General features: G+C 43.6%; 15 protein-coding genes and 1 tRNA gene. 2 read left to right on the top strand and 14 right to left on the bottom strand.

Going from position 1 to position 13,726, the window contains the following annotated elements; translation table 11 throughout:
- Positions 1-2: 2 nt before the first annotated feature.
- From QQK21_RS18120 to QQK21_RS18090, 7 genes are all read right to left on the bottom strand, one after another.
- Entirely contained in the window at positions 3-1,385 is a 1,383-nt protein-coding gene (locus QQK21_RS18120) for a TolC family protein (RefSeq protein ID WP_431313140.1), read from the bottom strand.
- An 89-nt stretch (positions 1,386-1,474) separates the two neighbouring features.
- Entirely contained in the window at positions 1,475-1,930 is a 456-nt protein-coding gene (locus QQK21_RS18115) for a hypothetical protein (protein ID WP_284193583.1), read from the bottom strand.
- Positions 1,931-2,053: 123 nt separating this feature from the next.
- Entirely contained in the window at positions 2,054-2,926 is an 873-nt protein-coding gene (purU, locus tag QQK21_RS18110; protein ID WP_284193582.1) for a formyltetrahydrofolate deformylase, read from the bottom strand.
- Positions 2,927-2,992: 66 nt separating this feature from the next.
- A complete protein-coding gene (locus QQK21_RS18105) occupies positions 2,993-3,655 on the bottom strand; it encodes a sarcosine oxidase subunit gamma (RefSeq protein WP_284193581.1) in 663 nt (220 codons plus the stop codon).
- Positions 3,648-6,668 carry a sarcosine oxidase subunit alpha gene (locus QQK21_RS18100; RefSeq protein WP_284193580.1) on the bottom strand — a complete coding sequence of 1,007 codons (3,021 nt, stop codon included), beginning with the start codon at positions 6,666-6,668 and terminating at the stop codon, positions 3,648-3,650. The genes QQK21_RS18105 and QQK21_RS18100 overlap by 8 nt, the downstream gene beginning before the upstream one ends.
- The gene (locus QQK21_RS18095) at positions 6,661-6,963 is read right to left on the bottom strand and encodes a sarcosine oxidase subunit delta (RefSeq protein WP_284193579.1); all 303 of its coding nucleotides are present in this window, start codon (positions 6,961-6,963) and stop codon (positions 6,661-6,663) included. The genes QQK21_RS18100 and QQK21_RS18095 overlap by 8 nt, the downstream gene beginning before the upstream one ends.
- 17 nt (positions 6,964-6,980) lie before the next feature.
- A complete protein-coding gene (locus tag QQK21_RS18090) occupies positions 6,981-8,231 on the bottom strand; it encodes a sarcosine oxidase subunit beta family protein (protein ID WP_284193578.1) in 1,251 nt (416 codons plus the stop codon).
- A gap of 326 nt (positions 8,232-8,557) precedes the next feature.
- Here QQK21_RS18090 and QQK21_RS18085 point away from each other — a divergent pair, with 326 nt between their 5' ends.
- The gene (locus QQK21_RS18085; RefSeq protein ID WP_284193577.1) at positions 8,558-9,538 is read left to right on the top strand and encodes a GlxA family transcriptional regulator; all 981 of its coding nucleotides are present in this window, start codon (positions 8,558-8,560) and stop codon (positions 9,536-9,538) included.
- 66 nt (positions 9,539-9,604) lie between these two features.
- On the opposite strand, the gene QQK21_RS18080 is transcribed toward QQK21_RS18085, so the two are convergent.
- Positions 9,605-9,681 (bottom strand) — tRNA-Arg (locus QQK21_RS18080).
- 202 nt (positions 9,682-9,883) lie between these two features.
- On the opposite strand from QQK21_RS18080, the gene folD reads away from it, so the two are divergent.
- On the top strand, positions 9,884-10,747 hold the full coding sequence (gene folD, locus QQK21_RS18075; protein ID WP_284193576.1) for a bifunctional methylenetetrahydrofolate dehydrogenase/methenyltetrahydrofolate cyclohydrolase FolD: 864 nt from the start codon (positions 9,884-9,886) through the stop codon (positions 10,745-10,747).
- Positions 10,748-11,160: 413 nt separating this feature from the next.
- On the opposite strand, the gene QQK21_RS18070 is transcribed toward folD, so the two are convergent.
- Genes QQK21_RS18070 through QQK21_RS18045 form a run of 6 tightly spaced genes read right to left on the bottom strand, consistent with a single transcriptional unit; the run spans position 11,161 to position 13,523 of the window.
- Positions 11,161-11,376, bottom strand: a complete 216-nt coding sequence (locus QQK21_RS18070; RefSeq protein WP_284193575.1) for a hypothetical protein — start codon at positions 11,374-11,376, stop codon at positions 11,161-11,163.
- A gap of 51 nt (positions 11,377-11,427) precedes the next feature.
- A complete protein-coding gene (locus QQK21_RS18065) occupies positions 11,428-11,805 on the bottom strand; it encodes a hypothetical protein (protein ID WP_284193574.1) in 378 nt (125 codons plus the stop codon).
- A 20-nt stretch (positions 11,806-11,825) separates the two neighbouring features.
- Complete coding sequence (locus QQK21_RS18060) at positions 11,826-12,206, bottom strand: lysozyme inhibitor LprI family protein (RefSeq protein ID WP_284193573.1); 381 nt, start codon at positions 12,204-12,206, stop codon at positions 11,826-11,828.
- The gene (locus tag QQK21_RS18055; RefSeq protein ID WP_284193572.1) at positions 12,203-12,616 is read right to left on the bottom strand and encodes a lysozyme family protein; all 414 of its coding nucleotides are present in this window, start codon (positions 12,614-12,616) and stop codon (positions 12,203-12,205) included. Before QQK21_RS18055 ends, QQK21_RS18060 begins: the two co-directional genes overlap by 4 nt.
- Positions 12,617-12,669: 53 nt before the next feature.
- Complete coding sequence (locus QQK21_RS18050) at positions 12,670-13,050, bottom strand: lysozyme inhibitor LprI family protein (protein WP_284193571.1); 381 nt, start codon at positions 13,048-13,050, stop codon at positions 12,670-12,672.
- Between the two features lie 41 nt (positions 13,051-13,091).
- Complete coding sequence (locus QQK21_RS18045; RefSeq protein WP_284193570.1) at positions 13,092-13,523, bottom strand: hypothetical protein; 432 nt, start codon at positions 13,521-13,523, stop codon at positions 13,092-13,094.
- Positions 13,524-13,726 lie beyond the last annotated feature (203 nt).

Here is a 13,726-nt window from a genome sequence, read left to right as displayed (position 1 = left end):
TATTACTGTTGTCGGTAGTTGGCAGTCGGAGTAGCCACTTGATATTCAAAGCCACCAAGCAGAGAAGCAAGCTGGCTATTGGTTTGATTTAGGTCAGTAATTAGACGGGTAAGCTCCATTTTTAATGCCAGCTCGTCAGTCGACGCCGTGACCACTTCACCAAACTCAGCGGTATTGTTTTGATATCCCCTTTCAACCGCTTCAATCCTTGTCTTCGCCTGCGGCAATAATCGCTCTTGGTAACGTTCGACACGCTCAGTAATATTGGTTCTATCGTTTATTAAAGCGGCAACTTTGGCAGACATCTGCGCTAACAAAGTATCTTTTTGATATTGCGATGCACCAACTTGGTATTGGGCTGCGGCAAGCTTTTTATCTTGTCGATTGCCGGTGAATAGCGGGATATCCATGGTGAGATAAGCGCTCACCAGATCGGATGCAGGTTCCCCATTCATCGCATCTGCTTGACGATAGGCATACATAACTTCCACACCAAATTGTGGTGAAAAAGCTTGCTCTGCTATCTCAACTTGAGTTCGATTGACCGAAATGTTGCTCTCAGCTATCTGAACCAGAGGGTGCTGATTAAGCAGGGGATAATACTGGCGCTGACTGTCCGCATTGTTCAAAATTGAATCTAACTTGGTCCAAGCAAGCTGATAATTGGCACTGCTCACGAGGCTCTCAGTTTCCCAACCACTCCCAAGCCATTCGGATAACTGCGCTACCAACCGGCTTTGTTTTTGGTGATTTAGCTGTAATTTTTCGTCTAATTTGCTAATTTGTATTTGGCTGTTGAGTAGATCTTGCGCTTCACTGTTGCCAATGGCGTAATTGGTTTTTATATACCGCTCCATCTCCATCATAAGATCTTGATTTTGTTTAATAAGATGGTAAGTAAATTTCAAATAGCCTAGCTCTAACCATAGCTGAGTAATACTATTGGCAACGTCCCTCTCTCTTACCTGAATCTGATAGGCAATGGCGTCAGCTTGTTGGTTATTTTGCTGTTGATTCAACTCCAAAGTCGAACCTCGTTCAAATTGCTGCATCAACCCAAGAGAGAGGTTAGTCATAGGGTCTTGATCGAACTCGAAAGAGTCAACTGGCAAGCCACCAAAACCCACTTTGAGTTTGGGGTCCATTAAGGTAGCGCTCGCCACAGCGGTCTCTCGCATAGCTTTAGATTGAGCAGCATATTGTGCACGGCTAGTATCATTTGCCAGCGCAGTTTCAATAACTAGGTTCAGTTGCTGCCTAGCAGCAAGGTTACTCTGCAAACTCTGGTCCTTGGCGCTAGACGACAAAGGCACAGCAGAAACGAGAACTGCAATCGTAACACTCAAGGTTTTAGGAAAACCAAGACGATAAAATTCAATAGTCACAATGTTGATCCATGAATAAAAATATGGACTACCTCAAACACGGCACCTATCGCCAGCATGTTTGAGAACGAACAGAAATGAGGATTGAACTACAAGGAAGGTGGACGTTGTAAGCCATCGATATATGCGACAGCCAGATCCAGTTTAAGTGATTGATGAAGCGCTCGTGAAACGGACACCATGCCAAGAGAGCTAAGTGTATCTATTGGGTATGGCACACCTGAACAAACAGAAGGACAACAGTTATCAACCGTTGAGTTAGCTCCCTGACAATGTGTCATCGTATCTGAGGCGGCCTTATCCAAGTCATCAAGCGACGACCCTACCATCGAATGGCAGTTCTCACGGGAACTTATTTGAACAAGCTCTGTTGATGTAGTCAAAAAGTCGATTTTGCGAGTATGGCAAGGCATATCACTCGATGACATCACAGAAAAAGGCATACTATTTCCTGGCATTGCGCGCACACTAGACACATAACTAGTCATCAGCATCGCTAAGATACTGAGTAACGTAATCAATGTGTGTTTAAGTGAGTGCTTCATAGTATACCTTCGGTTTGAAAGTTGAATATAGACCTTTCCCTAAGGGTAAGGTCAAGCACTTTAAAAATGAAAATATAGCTAAGCATGCCAGTCGGCAAAAACCCATATTGACGATAAAACACGTTAGGAACGTTCAAAAACTACCGTTTTGTCGTTAAATAAAAACACGCGCTTTTCAATATGATATTGAATGGCTTTGGCAAGCGTTAGCGCTTCAATATCCTTACCTTTTTTGATCAGATCTTTGGGGTAATAGGTATGATTCACATTTTCCATGCCTTGGGTAATAATCGGCCCCTCATCTAAGTCGCTACTGACATAATGCGCTGTGGCTCCAACGAGTTTCACGCCTTTATCATACGCTTGATGATAAGGTTTTGCGCCTTTAAAACCGGGGAGCAATGAGTGATGAATGTTAATCGCTTTTCGTGACCATTGTTGACACATTGAATCAGACAGAACTTGCATGTATCGGGCAAGAATCAATAACTCGCAGCCAACATCATCCAATACTTTTTGTACTTGCGCTTCTTGTTGTGACTTAGTTTCATGGGAAATAGGAAAGCAGTGATAAGGAATATCATGCCATTCCGCTAGTGACCTCAAATCTTCGTGATTAGAGATCACCGCTTTGATATCGATAGGCAGATTATGGGTGCGATAGCGGTAGAGCAAATCGTTCAAACAGTGATCATATTTAGACACCATGATCACCACAGAAGGTCTGTAACTCTTATCGGTCAACTCCCATTCCATATTAAAGGCTTTACTGCGTTCACCAAAGCCTTGCTTAAACGCTTGCTGATCAAACTTTCCACTGCCCTCTTGAGCAAATTCGACTCGAATAAAAAAGCGCTGGTTCAACTCATCATCAAAAGAGTTTAACTCGGATATATAACACCCAGATTCACATAAAAAGCGGGTCACTACATCCACTGTCCCAATACGGCTAGGACAGCTTGCGGTTAAAATGTAGTTGGAATTTGATTGATTCATTAAGTCACCTTAAGACTGTTATTGTCAGTCGCCAACACCAAATCGGTTTGGCGACTGGTTGTCCGGCTAGTCTTTATGAAAGACCACACCATACTCACGCCCTGCATCCATTAGCCACATCCATAGGTAGTCGGCGAAACTTCGACGAACCACAAGCTCAAATGCCTGCTCGCCAATACGCCGAATTTGAACTTGTGATTTGGCAAACGTGGTTCCAGCCACATGACCTATCGGGAACTGACGGATATGGACGTCATACAAGGTTGATTTTTTTATGACATTTTCAGCATTTGCTCCACTCAGACTCAGAAGAGTTTGGCCACTGCTCACTTCAGTGACCGCATAATGCCCCTCTAAATGCTGATGCAAAGCCAATTCGATTGCCACAGCTGAATTAGGCTCTCCAATAATCAACCATTCATCAGGAGATTGCCAGAAAACACGCAGGCGATCGGTTTGAACGGACGTTCCCGGTGCAATAGGAAGCGCTACGCCAAGCGCCTTTTCAACCCCAGAAGTAAAAACGGGGTTCTCTGTTTTTCCCCTCAAGATAAAGTGGGTTAAACCTTTAATCTCACGGATGTCAACGCTCGTCTGCTGATATAATTGGTCAGGTGTTATAAATTCCACATGGGCGAGAGGTGAAGCCTCTCGGGGCATCCATTGCGCTTTAGGGCTGGGAGAGGTGACTTTGTTGTCGGCCCTAGCTTCAAGAGTGATATCAGACATTTTGGCGCTCTCCTTTGGGATCATAAAATACAGATGTGGTAATTTCAGCTTCTACTGATGTTCCATCAGGCAGCGGGAAATACACCTTTTCGCCTACCCGAGACAAACCGCCTTTGATAACGCCCAATGCAATAGAGCGATCTAATACTGGGCTGTAATAACTTGATGTGACATGCCCAACCATTGTCATTGGGATTGGCTCACTGGGGTCAAAGACCGCTTGAGCCCCTTCAGGTAACACGACACTGGGATCTTGAGTTAGTAACCCAACAAACTGTTTTCTATCTTGCCGCTGGTTGTCTTCACGCTCCCATGAGCGCTTACCGATATAACTGAATGTTTTGTTTTTACCGACGATCCAGTTCATATCCATATCTTGCGGAGATACCGAGCCATCTGTGTCCTGCCCTGCAATAATAAAGCCTTTCTCGGCACGAAGAATGTGCATGGTTTCGGTGCCATAAGGCGTGATACCAAACTCCTCACCAGCAGCCATGACTTGTTCCCACACGTATAAGCCATAATTGGCTGGCACGTTAATTTCAAAAGACAGCTCACCAGTAAAACTGATACGAAATGCTCGTGCATCTACGCCAGCTACCTTAAATGACTGCCAACTCATATAAGGAAACGCGTCATTGGACACATCATGACCATCCACCAACTTTTCGAGCAAAAATCGGCTATTCGGACCAGATATTGTCATCGTTGCCCAATGATCGGTCACACTAGCAAAATACACCTCTAACTCTGGCCACTCTGTTTGATGCCATAGCTCTAACCATTCGAGTACTGCGGCAGCTCCACCAGAAGTGGTAGTCATAATAAAGTGATTGTCATTGATACAAGAAGTCACGCCATCATCGAAGATCATGCCATCTTCTTTACACATAACACCATATCGACAGCGGCCCGGAGCAAGCTTTGACCATGAATTGGTGTAAATTCGATTAAGAAACTCTCTTGCATCCTTACCTTGAATATCAATTTTTCCAAGCGTGGACGCATCTAAGATACCTATGCTACGACGCGTTGCCATACACTCACGCGTGAGTGCATCCTGCATGGTCTCGCCTTGCTTTGGAAAATACCAAGGCCGCTTCCATTGCCCCACATCTTCAAACTTTGCCCCGTGAGCAACATGCCACTCATGAATTGCGCTAAACCTTGCAGGGTCAAACAATTTGCCCGTATCTCTTCCCGCTAACGCACCAAAGGTCACTGGCGTATACATGGGGCGAAAAATGGTTGTGCCTGTCTCTTGGATGGTTTGATTTAGTGCTTTGGCAACAATAGCCATCCCATTGATATTGGATGTTTTCCCTTGGTCAGTACCAAATCCCATCGCGGTATAACGTTTTACATGCTCAATCGACTCAAAGCCTTCTCTTGTGGCAAGCTCAATACCCGCGGCGGTTACATCATTTTGAAAATCAACAAATTGCTTAGGCGCTCGACTGGTCGGTTTGATATGGGGAACATGATAAAGCGCCATTGGGTCTGACTCATTGTACTCATGAGCCTTAGGGGTAATGAAGTTGGCCTCGATTAGCGCTCCGCCCAATTCTTCACCACTGACGAGCCCTGCCCCAGCACCTTGTTCTAGAACAGCGCCTAATGAGTAGGTTCCCACGGCGCCGCCAACAAACAGTTGGTTATGAGAGGCAGGGCCGGGAACAAAGCCTGCGATATCTGAGTTCCAGATAGGCTTGCTCCCTGTGTGGCAGGATAGATGAACAACCGGACTCCAGCCACCAGAGCTTGCCACCGTATCGCAAGTCAGATGGGTTGCTTTACCAATAACTTCGCTGCCATCAGAGTTAAGGGAAACCACCTTAACCCCTGTCACTCGTTTGCTGCCAGAGACCTCTATAACCGCTTTCCCCATTAGTATCTTGATGCCCAAGCTGCGCGCTTTTGAAACGAGATCGCCGTTTGATTCCTGCCGAGTATCAACCACAGCCACCACTTCCCGTCCTGCATTGTGCCAATCAATCGCCGTTTGGTACGCGTGATCGTTGGTGGTCATCAACACAAGTTTGCTTCCCGCAGCAACGGCATAACGATTAATGTACGTAGAGACAGCAGACGCTAACATGCACCCTGGCACGTCGTTATTGGCAAAAACCAGTGGTCTTTCCAAGGCCCCCGTCGCCAAGATAACTTTCTTAGCGCGAATGCGATGCAAACGCTGACGAATTCCCGATACGTTTTCGCCTAGATGATCGCTGCGCCTTTCTACCGCTCCGACAAAATTATGGTCGTAGTAGCCAAAAGCCGTCGTTCTCGCCAACAAGGTAACGTTAGGGTCTGAGTACAAGATCCCCAAAGTTTCAGCAACCCAGTCCATGCAAGGTTTACCATCAAGCTTTTCAGTACTAGACAGTAGCGAGCCACCAAATTCGTTTTGCTCATCGAGCACAATCACACGCAGGCCAGAACCGGCCAAGGTTTTTGCGGCTGCAAGTCCAGCGGGCCCTGCACCAATGATCAGCACATCGGCATGATGATTAAGCTTATCGTACTGATCTGGGTCTTGCTCAGCAGGGACTTTACCCAAACCTGCAGCCTTTCTGATGTATTTTTCGTACGTTGGCCATAGGCTTTCAGGTTGCATGAACGTTTTGTAGTAAAAGCCCGGCGGCATCATGGCACCGCCTACCTTTCCCACCCCCGCCATCACATCCAATTCCACACTTGGCCAACCCGCAACTGAGGTGGCCGTCAGACCTTGATATAACTCAGCCTGAGTAGCGCGAATGTTGGGAATAGTGGTCGAAGGACTGCTGCCGACTTGTAAAATGGCATTGGGCTCTTCTGCCCCTGCTGCCAATATTCCTCGTGGCCGAGAATATTTGAAACTTCTTCCCACCACATCAACGCCATTGGCAAGTAAGGCCGACGCAATAGTATCGCCTTTGCAACCTGTGTAGCGCTTACCATTGAATGAGAATGTGAGACTGTGTGCTCGCTCAATACGACCGCCTTTCTCAAGCCTGTTAAGCTCAGCCATTGTGCTGCTCCTCTTGGTTGAATAAAGCACAGCTACTGCCGATTTTATAAACTTCTTCTATCTGGTAAGTTACTGTGTTACGGACAACATTAAAAAACTTACGGCACCCCGCACTGTGCGACCACATTTCCTGATGTGAGCCTTTGTTATTTTTTCGGTGAAACAGATAGTGACCCCATTCTTCATCGGTCACCGCCTCTGGTTCTAAAGGCCTGACAATATGCGCCTCTCCCGCGTAGTGAAACTCTTCTTCTTCGCGTATTTCATCGCAATACGGGCAATAGATTTGCAGCATAACTCTTTCTCCTAGACCTAGTGTGCAACGCCGGCTGCGCCGTGCTCATCAATTAAATTCCCAGTCACAAATCGATTGAGGTTAAAGGCATCAGCGAGAGGGTGCGGGTGATCTTTCGCGATGGTGTGCGCAAATACATGACCAGAACCTGGTGTTGCTTTAAAGCCTCCCGTTCCCCAGCCACAATTAAAATACAAACCTTTAATCGGGGTTTTACTGATGATTGGGCAAGCATCAGGCGTGGTATCAACAATGCCTCCCCAGTGGCGATTGAGCCTGACTCGGCTAACGATGGGAAACATCTCAATAATGGCTGCTATGGTGTGCTCAATAACAGGAAAAGAGCCTCTTTGTCCAAATCCAAGGTAGCTATCGATACCCGCTCCAATAACTAAATCGCCTTTATCAGATTGGCTCATGTATCCATGGACATGGTTAGACATCACCACAGTATCTAAACAGGGTTTTAAAGGCTCAGAAACCATGGCTTGTAGCGGGTGAGATTCTAATGGCAAGCTCATATTGACCATCTTGGCGAGCTCACCAGAGTTGCCTGATGCCACACAAGCCACTTTACTTGCACCAATAAAGCCTTTCTTGGTCTCTACACCAACCACTGAGCCCTTTTCTACGCGAATGCCGGTCACTTCGTTTTGCTGGATAAGATCAACGCCTAACTTATCGGCTGCTCGTGCATAACCCCAAGCGACTGCGTCATGACGGGCGGTCCCACCACGCGGTTGCCAACTTGCTCCCAACACCGGATACCTCGCAGTTGGCGAGCAATTTAATATTGGCACCAAGTCTTGCACTTCTTTGGTGCTCAGCACCTCGCTGTCTATTCCATTGAGCCGATTTGCATTCACTCGCCTTTCTATATCCCTCATGTCTTGTAATGTGTGGCCGAGGTTTAACACACCTCTTTGACTAAACATGAGGTTATAATTGAGCTCTTGAGACAAACCTTCCCACAATTTCATCGAGTGCTCGTAGAGATGAGCAGCCTCATCCCACAAGTAATTGGAGCGCACTATGGTGGTGTTTCGCGCAGTATTACCACCACCTAGATAGCCTTTTTCAACCACCGCAATATTGGTAATACCATGCTCTTTCGCTAGATAATAAGCGGTGGCTAGTCCGTGTCCACCACCACCTACGATGACAACATCGTAGTGCTTCTTGGGTGTGGGATTTCGCCAAATTCGTTGCCAGTTTTCGTGATAGGTTAAGGCATGCTTAAATAGACCAAACCCTGAGTAATCCGTCATTAGTTACCTTCTAATTTGCCTAAATTCTCACCTTGGCGTCATGAGGATTGTGCCCATCAAGCCCTAGGTGCTGTTTCAAACAAACTATCTTGCATCTTTTCCCTTTGACCGACTGTGTGCGTCAAGAGCGGTTGTTTTTGCGACAGTTCAATCCATTACCAAGCTGGATAGTAAAAATTATGTGATGAAGTTTATAAATATGCATGACGGATACTTGTCACAACAATCTTACCTGAGACACTGCCACAGCACGCCAACCATTAGATAAAGCCATGAAAACAATAAGAAGGTTCTCACCTCCAATGAGAGATACCAATCAATGCTTTATGCCAAAACCAAAGGCAGCGTTTGAGCAAACCAATGTTCTATTTGTTGTGCTTGAGCATTTTTCTTTGATGTCATTTACCTGCGCCGTGGATTGCCTAGTGACTTCGAACTTGGTGGAAGGTACAAAACGATTTGTCTTTTCAACTATCGGCTTAAAACCAGACAATGTGTTGAGTGATATTGGCATTCACATCACTCCTGACTATATATTGAGTGATATCAAGACATTGCGAGATAACGACATACTGATCGTCTGTGGTGGCTATCGAACCAACTTGATGGAACACGCGCGTCTCTCTAAGCTCATTTCACAGGGTTGCAAACGTAATGCAATTCTTGGTGGGATTTGGAATGGGGCAGTTGCTCTCTGTCAAGCGGGTGTTCTTGAGAAAAAACCGTATGCGCTTCATCCGGATAATCATGCCTATGCAAAAGAGCGCTTTCCGAGCTGCATTCTGTCTTCTGACTCATATGTCGATAGCAACAATATTGTGACATCATCTGGCGCAAGTAGCACCCTCGATATGATGTTAGCGCTAGTGGAAAAAATCACCAGCCAGGCCAATTCTAATGCGGTGAGAGAAATCCTTTCTTGTGACCGAGGCATGCCAGTAAATTCCAAACCGCAACTTCACACTTGCCTGCCCGACTCTGCGCCAGCGATTGTCAAAGAAGCCAATCTATTAATGGTCAGTAATCTTGACGAGCCACTCCATGTCGAAGACATTGCTCGTTGCCTCAAGATATCGCGCAGAAAATTAGAAAGACTGTTCAAGTCGCATATTCAAACATCTCCTTCTAAGTACTATTTAGAACTGAGATTAACCTATGCAAGGCAATTACTGCTCCAGTCAGAAGATTCCATCTCAGCCATTGCAGCATCAACCGGCTTTTCTTCAACCACACATTTTAGTCGATGTTTTAAAGAGTTTTTTTCCGTATCGCCAAGCATGATGCGAGAGAAAATGTCTATCTGTTAGACATTAATACTGCGGCCTAAAAGCAAAAACCCCAACATCAAATGATGCTGGGGTTTTCTAAATTAATGGCGCGCCCTGCAGGATTCGAACCTGCGACCACATGCTTAGAAGGCACGTGCTCTATCCAACTGAGCTAAGGGCGCGCTACAGGGAAAGGATTATACGAGTTCAGCACTTTAACACAAGACCTTTTCGTAACATTATGAACTGAATGACTAAAAAAAGTCCACCAAGTAGCAATTTGGTTAAAAACACCACAAAGCAAACGTTTGCCTATGGATGTTCGTTAGATAATTTGCGACAATGCCCGCAGCAAAATAGCTATTCTGTTTTTAAAGGAACGTCATGACCGCTCAAAATATTGATGGAACTCTTATTTCTCAAACTGTTCGTTCAGAAGTTGCCGCACGCGTAAAAGCACGTGTTAATGCAGGCTTAAGAGCCCCAGGCCTCGCTGTTGTACTGGTTGGGGAAGATCCCGCCTCGCAAGTTTACGTCGGCAGTAAGCGACGTGCCTGTGAAGAAGTGGGGTTTGTCTCGAAATCTTTTGATCTTCCTGCAAGCGCAACAGAGCAAGAACTGCTTGCTTTGGTTGATGAACTCAATGGTGATGATGAAATAGACGGCATTCTTGTCCAATTGCCCTTACCCGCAGGCATTGATGCGACTCATGTATTAGAGCGTATTCACCCCGACAAAGACGTTGATGGATTCCATCCCTATAATGTGGGTCGCTTGGCTCAACGTATTCCAAAATTACGTTCGTGCACACCTAAAGGGATCATCACACTGCTTGATCGCTACAATATTAATTTACGTGGCCTACATGCGGTTATTGTTGGCGCCTCTAATATCGTCGGCCGCCCAATGACGCTTGAGTTATTGCTGGCTGGTTGTACCACAACCACATGTCATCGATTTACTAAAGATCTGGAAAGCCATGTTCGACAAGCAGACATTGTGGTAGTCGCAGTAGGCAAGCCTAACTTTATTCCAGGTCAATGGATTAAAGAAGGGGCCGTGGTGATTGATGTGGGCATCAATCGTCTAGATTCAGGCAAATTAATTGGTGATGTGGATTACGACAACGCCAAAGAGCGAGCCAGCTTTATTACCCCAGTCCCGGGCGGCGTCGGCCCTATGACGGTTGCAAGCTTGATAGAAAATACCATGCTTGCCTGCGAGCAGTTCCACACTAAGAAAAAGTAACCAGAAAAACGAGTAATGCTCATCGTTTAAAGGTGATGAACCTTGTTACGATAAACGGATCATCCCCATCAGCTGTGTTGATGGGGATTTTTTATGTCTGGTAAAAATAGCGAATGAAACGATAAGAGCACAGATAATTGTACACCCGTCGCCAAAGCCACTTAGAGAGTAGGCATAACACCCACTTTAGACGTTGGGTAACGTCGTCTAAAATGTAAAGCGGAACTCAGTCAACTGCGAGAAGTACCTACCTGCATTGGCTTGATAGATGTAAAAATTCAACTGAAATTTCATATTAATTATTTTCAAATCACCAGTCCATTGGGTGCGATCTGAATTAATAATCAAAGCACTATTAACTTACTGTAAATTGAACTTATTTTCCTGAGTCTATTACATCCACATTAATACTCTTAACCAGAAACCCAAACTTCGTTGAGCTGCATACTTCCTTTTTGGACATAAACATCGGAAGTACAAACGTCACAAAGGTTTCTCTGAATATCGTTGACAACCCATACTTTACCTGAAGGAACCGTGTATAGCTGAGTGTTATCCAAACTCTTTGCATTCGCAGAGGCTGAAATAAATATAACTAACCAGACCAACAAATTTTGCATCATCTTCATAAACTGGTTTGACACCTTTGTCATTTGGTGAGGCTTTTTTTAAGTGTGTATTTAAGGTAAGTTTATTTTTTCAACTAAGTATTCACTAAACTTCGAGTACTCATCAATCAAACAATCACACATATTTAATGTCTCGGTTTCAGTACCTAAAATTTCAAAATTATCAAACCTACATTTTTCTTGTACATATTTATATGTGACTGAAAGCAAGTCAGAAACGACAGCTTCATTATAATTACCTTTGGACAAATTATCAGCATGGCTCTGTATGTCTTTTTTTAAAGAATCGATTTTGATATCACATTGCTTTTGCTTTTCAAAAAGCCAGTTCGCGCTAGCTTCACTCATCGCGTTAAGTTGGAAACTCACACAATAAAGCCATAAAACCATTATTAATTTAGCCACTTCAAAATATGATTTCCCTTTCATGTAATACATTAACTCAAGTTTCACCCAACAAATACTTGATTAAAATACTTAATTCTTTCTTTCATCATACGCAGTTTACATTCTTCTATTCGTACTCCACGCCATGGTGAATTTGTCAAAGATGATCCAATAAAGTCACATTCTGAGTCCTTGAACCTCAACCATGATCTCTGAGCCTCTCTGAAGCTTCCCTCTATATCGGGGGCTTCATCCAAAATTCTTTCAATAGCCTGTTGATAGCTTTCATTTAACACAATGTCGATATCCTTTATCTTTTTATCGACACAAAGATACCCCGCAGTTACACCACCATTTTTGATTAAACAAGGATCGCCTGCATCATCTGAAAACACGTTAAATGACAGAAAACACAAAAGAGCAGCGCACAACTTTACATTCATTTTAATAGGGCCTCATACCTAGCTTTATAACGATTGTGATTAACCCCAAATCTCTCAATCCAAACCTTATCATCTTTCATCAGTAAGCAGAGCTTGGAGTCACAACCATTCAATTTATCATTAATATCAGTCACTAAAGAAGGAATAATCATCTTTCTTGTGCTAGAAACATTATCTCCTCGATACGTCAAATCAACTAGAACCTCTCGTATACTAGATGATGACTGATTCCATACGATTACTGATTTCTTATCATACGCACTTCTGACGTCAGGCTTCGTCAATAACCTCTCTGTTTCTTTTTCGTAAAAAGGGTATATTTCTAAAAATAAGAAGTGCTGCTGCTTTCTTGTCAATACTTGCTCTAATTTCGGAACCTGCTTGTCTAAGTTTTTATAATGATCATACACATCCTGACCCTTCAGCTGTGTTGATGGGGATTTTTATGTTTATCGTCAACTGGCTAAAAAAATTGCTCTACTACATCAGATAACGAAGTGATAAATTCTTCTCTACTCTTGTACTCACTTACCATACATTCGCTTATAGCAATATCATGTGCTATTGAGCCCTGTTCCGCAAAGTAGGAATAAACATCACAATTTTGAGTAGCTAATTTAGCCCATGATTCTTGAGACAGCTTAATCTTTTTTTGATAATCAACAGCACCAGACAAATATTTATCCAAATTCAAATACGCCTTTTGCATTTTAGCTCTAGATGTTGCCTCAACTTCTTTTTTACAGCTTAAAAGCTCGCTCGATGACTTTAAATTAGTGCAAGCAGATACCGATATGCTTGAAAAAAGAAAAATAATTGCAAAAATTATAATTTTTGTATTCATTTACTATCGTACTTCAAACTAGAGTTGAGATGTCAATTATACTATTGATTACCCGTGATCTTTATAAGCTTTCCAGAGCTAAATTTATAGCAATCATAGTCATAAAATGTAGAGTCATATGCACTTTTGCCAGTAAAGCATATTTCATTCACATCGATACTATAATCAATGTTAAAATCACCTTCCTGAGAATCAATTAAAAATTCAGTTGGGAAATCAATCAAAGCATGCTCACTAGAAGAAAAAATATTTCCACAGATCGCCCCACCGCCACATGAATATGTGAAAACATAATCATACTTATTAAAGTTTGGACCTAATACAAATTGATTTTTTAGGCTGGCCTTAAAAAGATCGCTATAATCCTCACTATATATTATATCGTCAATATCACTCACCTTATCAGCTGAATGAATATACAAGCTAAAGACAAATAGAAAAATCAAAGGCGATACTAAACGTTTTTTAATCATGACTAGTGGTGTCTCCGCCGATAGAATCGATGTGGCTAAAAAGTATGTGTTACTTTACAGAGGGATCACATTCTCCCTTTAAAGACGTTGGATTTAGGGCCAGTGCAACATATGTTTTGTTATATTTCCTTATAACAATTGTGTAGTGGTTTAATGATCCCGGACACCAAATTAGGTGGTAAAGTTTCCACCGTAAAATGAGG

The organism is Vibrio zhanjiangensis (assembly GCF_030161235.1).
GTDB classification, from domain to species: Bacteria; Pseudomonadota; Gammaproteobacteria; order Enterobacterales; family Vibrionaceae; genus Vibrio; species Vibrio zhanjiangensis.
This window is presented reverse-complemented; position numbering and strand designations above follow the sequence as displayed.

Excerpts from the sequence above, each read along its gene's own strand:
- QQK21_RS18050 (WP_284193571.1), bottom strand. The coding sequence starts at position 13,050 with ATGAATACAAAAATTATAATTTTTGCAATTATTTTTCTTTTTTCAAGC.
- purU (WP_284193582.1), bottom strand. The coding sequence starts at position 2,926 with ATGAATCAATCAAATTCCAACTACATTTTAACCGCAAGCTGTCCTAGC.
- QQK21_RS18100 (WP_284193580.1), bottom strand. The coding sequence starts at position 6,668 with ATGGCTGAGCTTAACAGGCTTGAGAAAGGCGGTCGTATTGAGCGAGCA.
- folD (WP_284193576.1), top strand. The coding sequence starts at position 9,884 with ATGACCGCTCAAAATATTGATGGAACTCTTATTTCTCAAACTGTTCGT.
- QQK21_RS18115 (WP_284193583.1), bottom strand. The coding sequence starts at position 1,930 with ATGAAGCACTCACTTAAACACACATTGATTACGTTACTCAGTATCTTA.
- QQK21_RS18105 (WP_284193581.1), bottom strand. The coding sequence starts at position 3,655 with ATGTCTGATATCACTCTTGAAGCTAGGGCCGACAACAAAGTCACCTCT.
- QQK21_RS18095 (WP_284193579.1), bottom strand. The coding sequence starts at position 6,963 with ATGCTGCAAATCTATTGCCCGTATTGCGATGAAATACGCGAAGAAGAA.
- QQK21_RS18085 (WP_284193577.1), top strand. The coding sequence starts at position 8,558 with ATGCCAAAACCAAAGGCAGCGTTTGAGCAAACCAATGTTCTATTTGTT.
- QQK21_RS18045 (WP_284193570.1), bottom strand. The coding sequence starts at position 13,523 with ATGATTAAAAAACGTTTAGTATCGCCTTTGATTTTTCTATTTGTCTTT.
- QQK21_RS18070 (WP_284193575.1), bottom strand. The coding sequence starts at position 11,376 with ATGAAGATGATGCAAAATTTGTTGGTCTGGTTAGTTATATTTATTTCA.
- QQK21_RS18060 (WP_284193573.1), bottom strand. The coding sequence starts at position 12,206 with ATGAATGTAAAGTTGTGCGCTGCTCTTTTGTGTTTTCTGTCATTTAAC.
- QQK21_RS18090 (WP_284193578.1), bottom strand. The coding sequence starts at position 8,231 with ATGACGGATTACTCAGGGTTTGGTCTATTTAAGCATGCCTTAACCTAT.
- QQK21_RS18065 (WP_284193574.1), bottom strand. The coding sequence starts at position 11,805 with ATGAAAGGGAAATCATATTTTGAAGTGGCTAAATTAATAATGGTTTTA.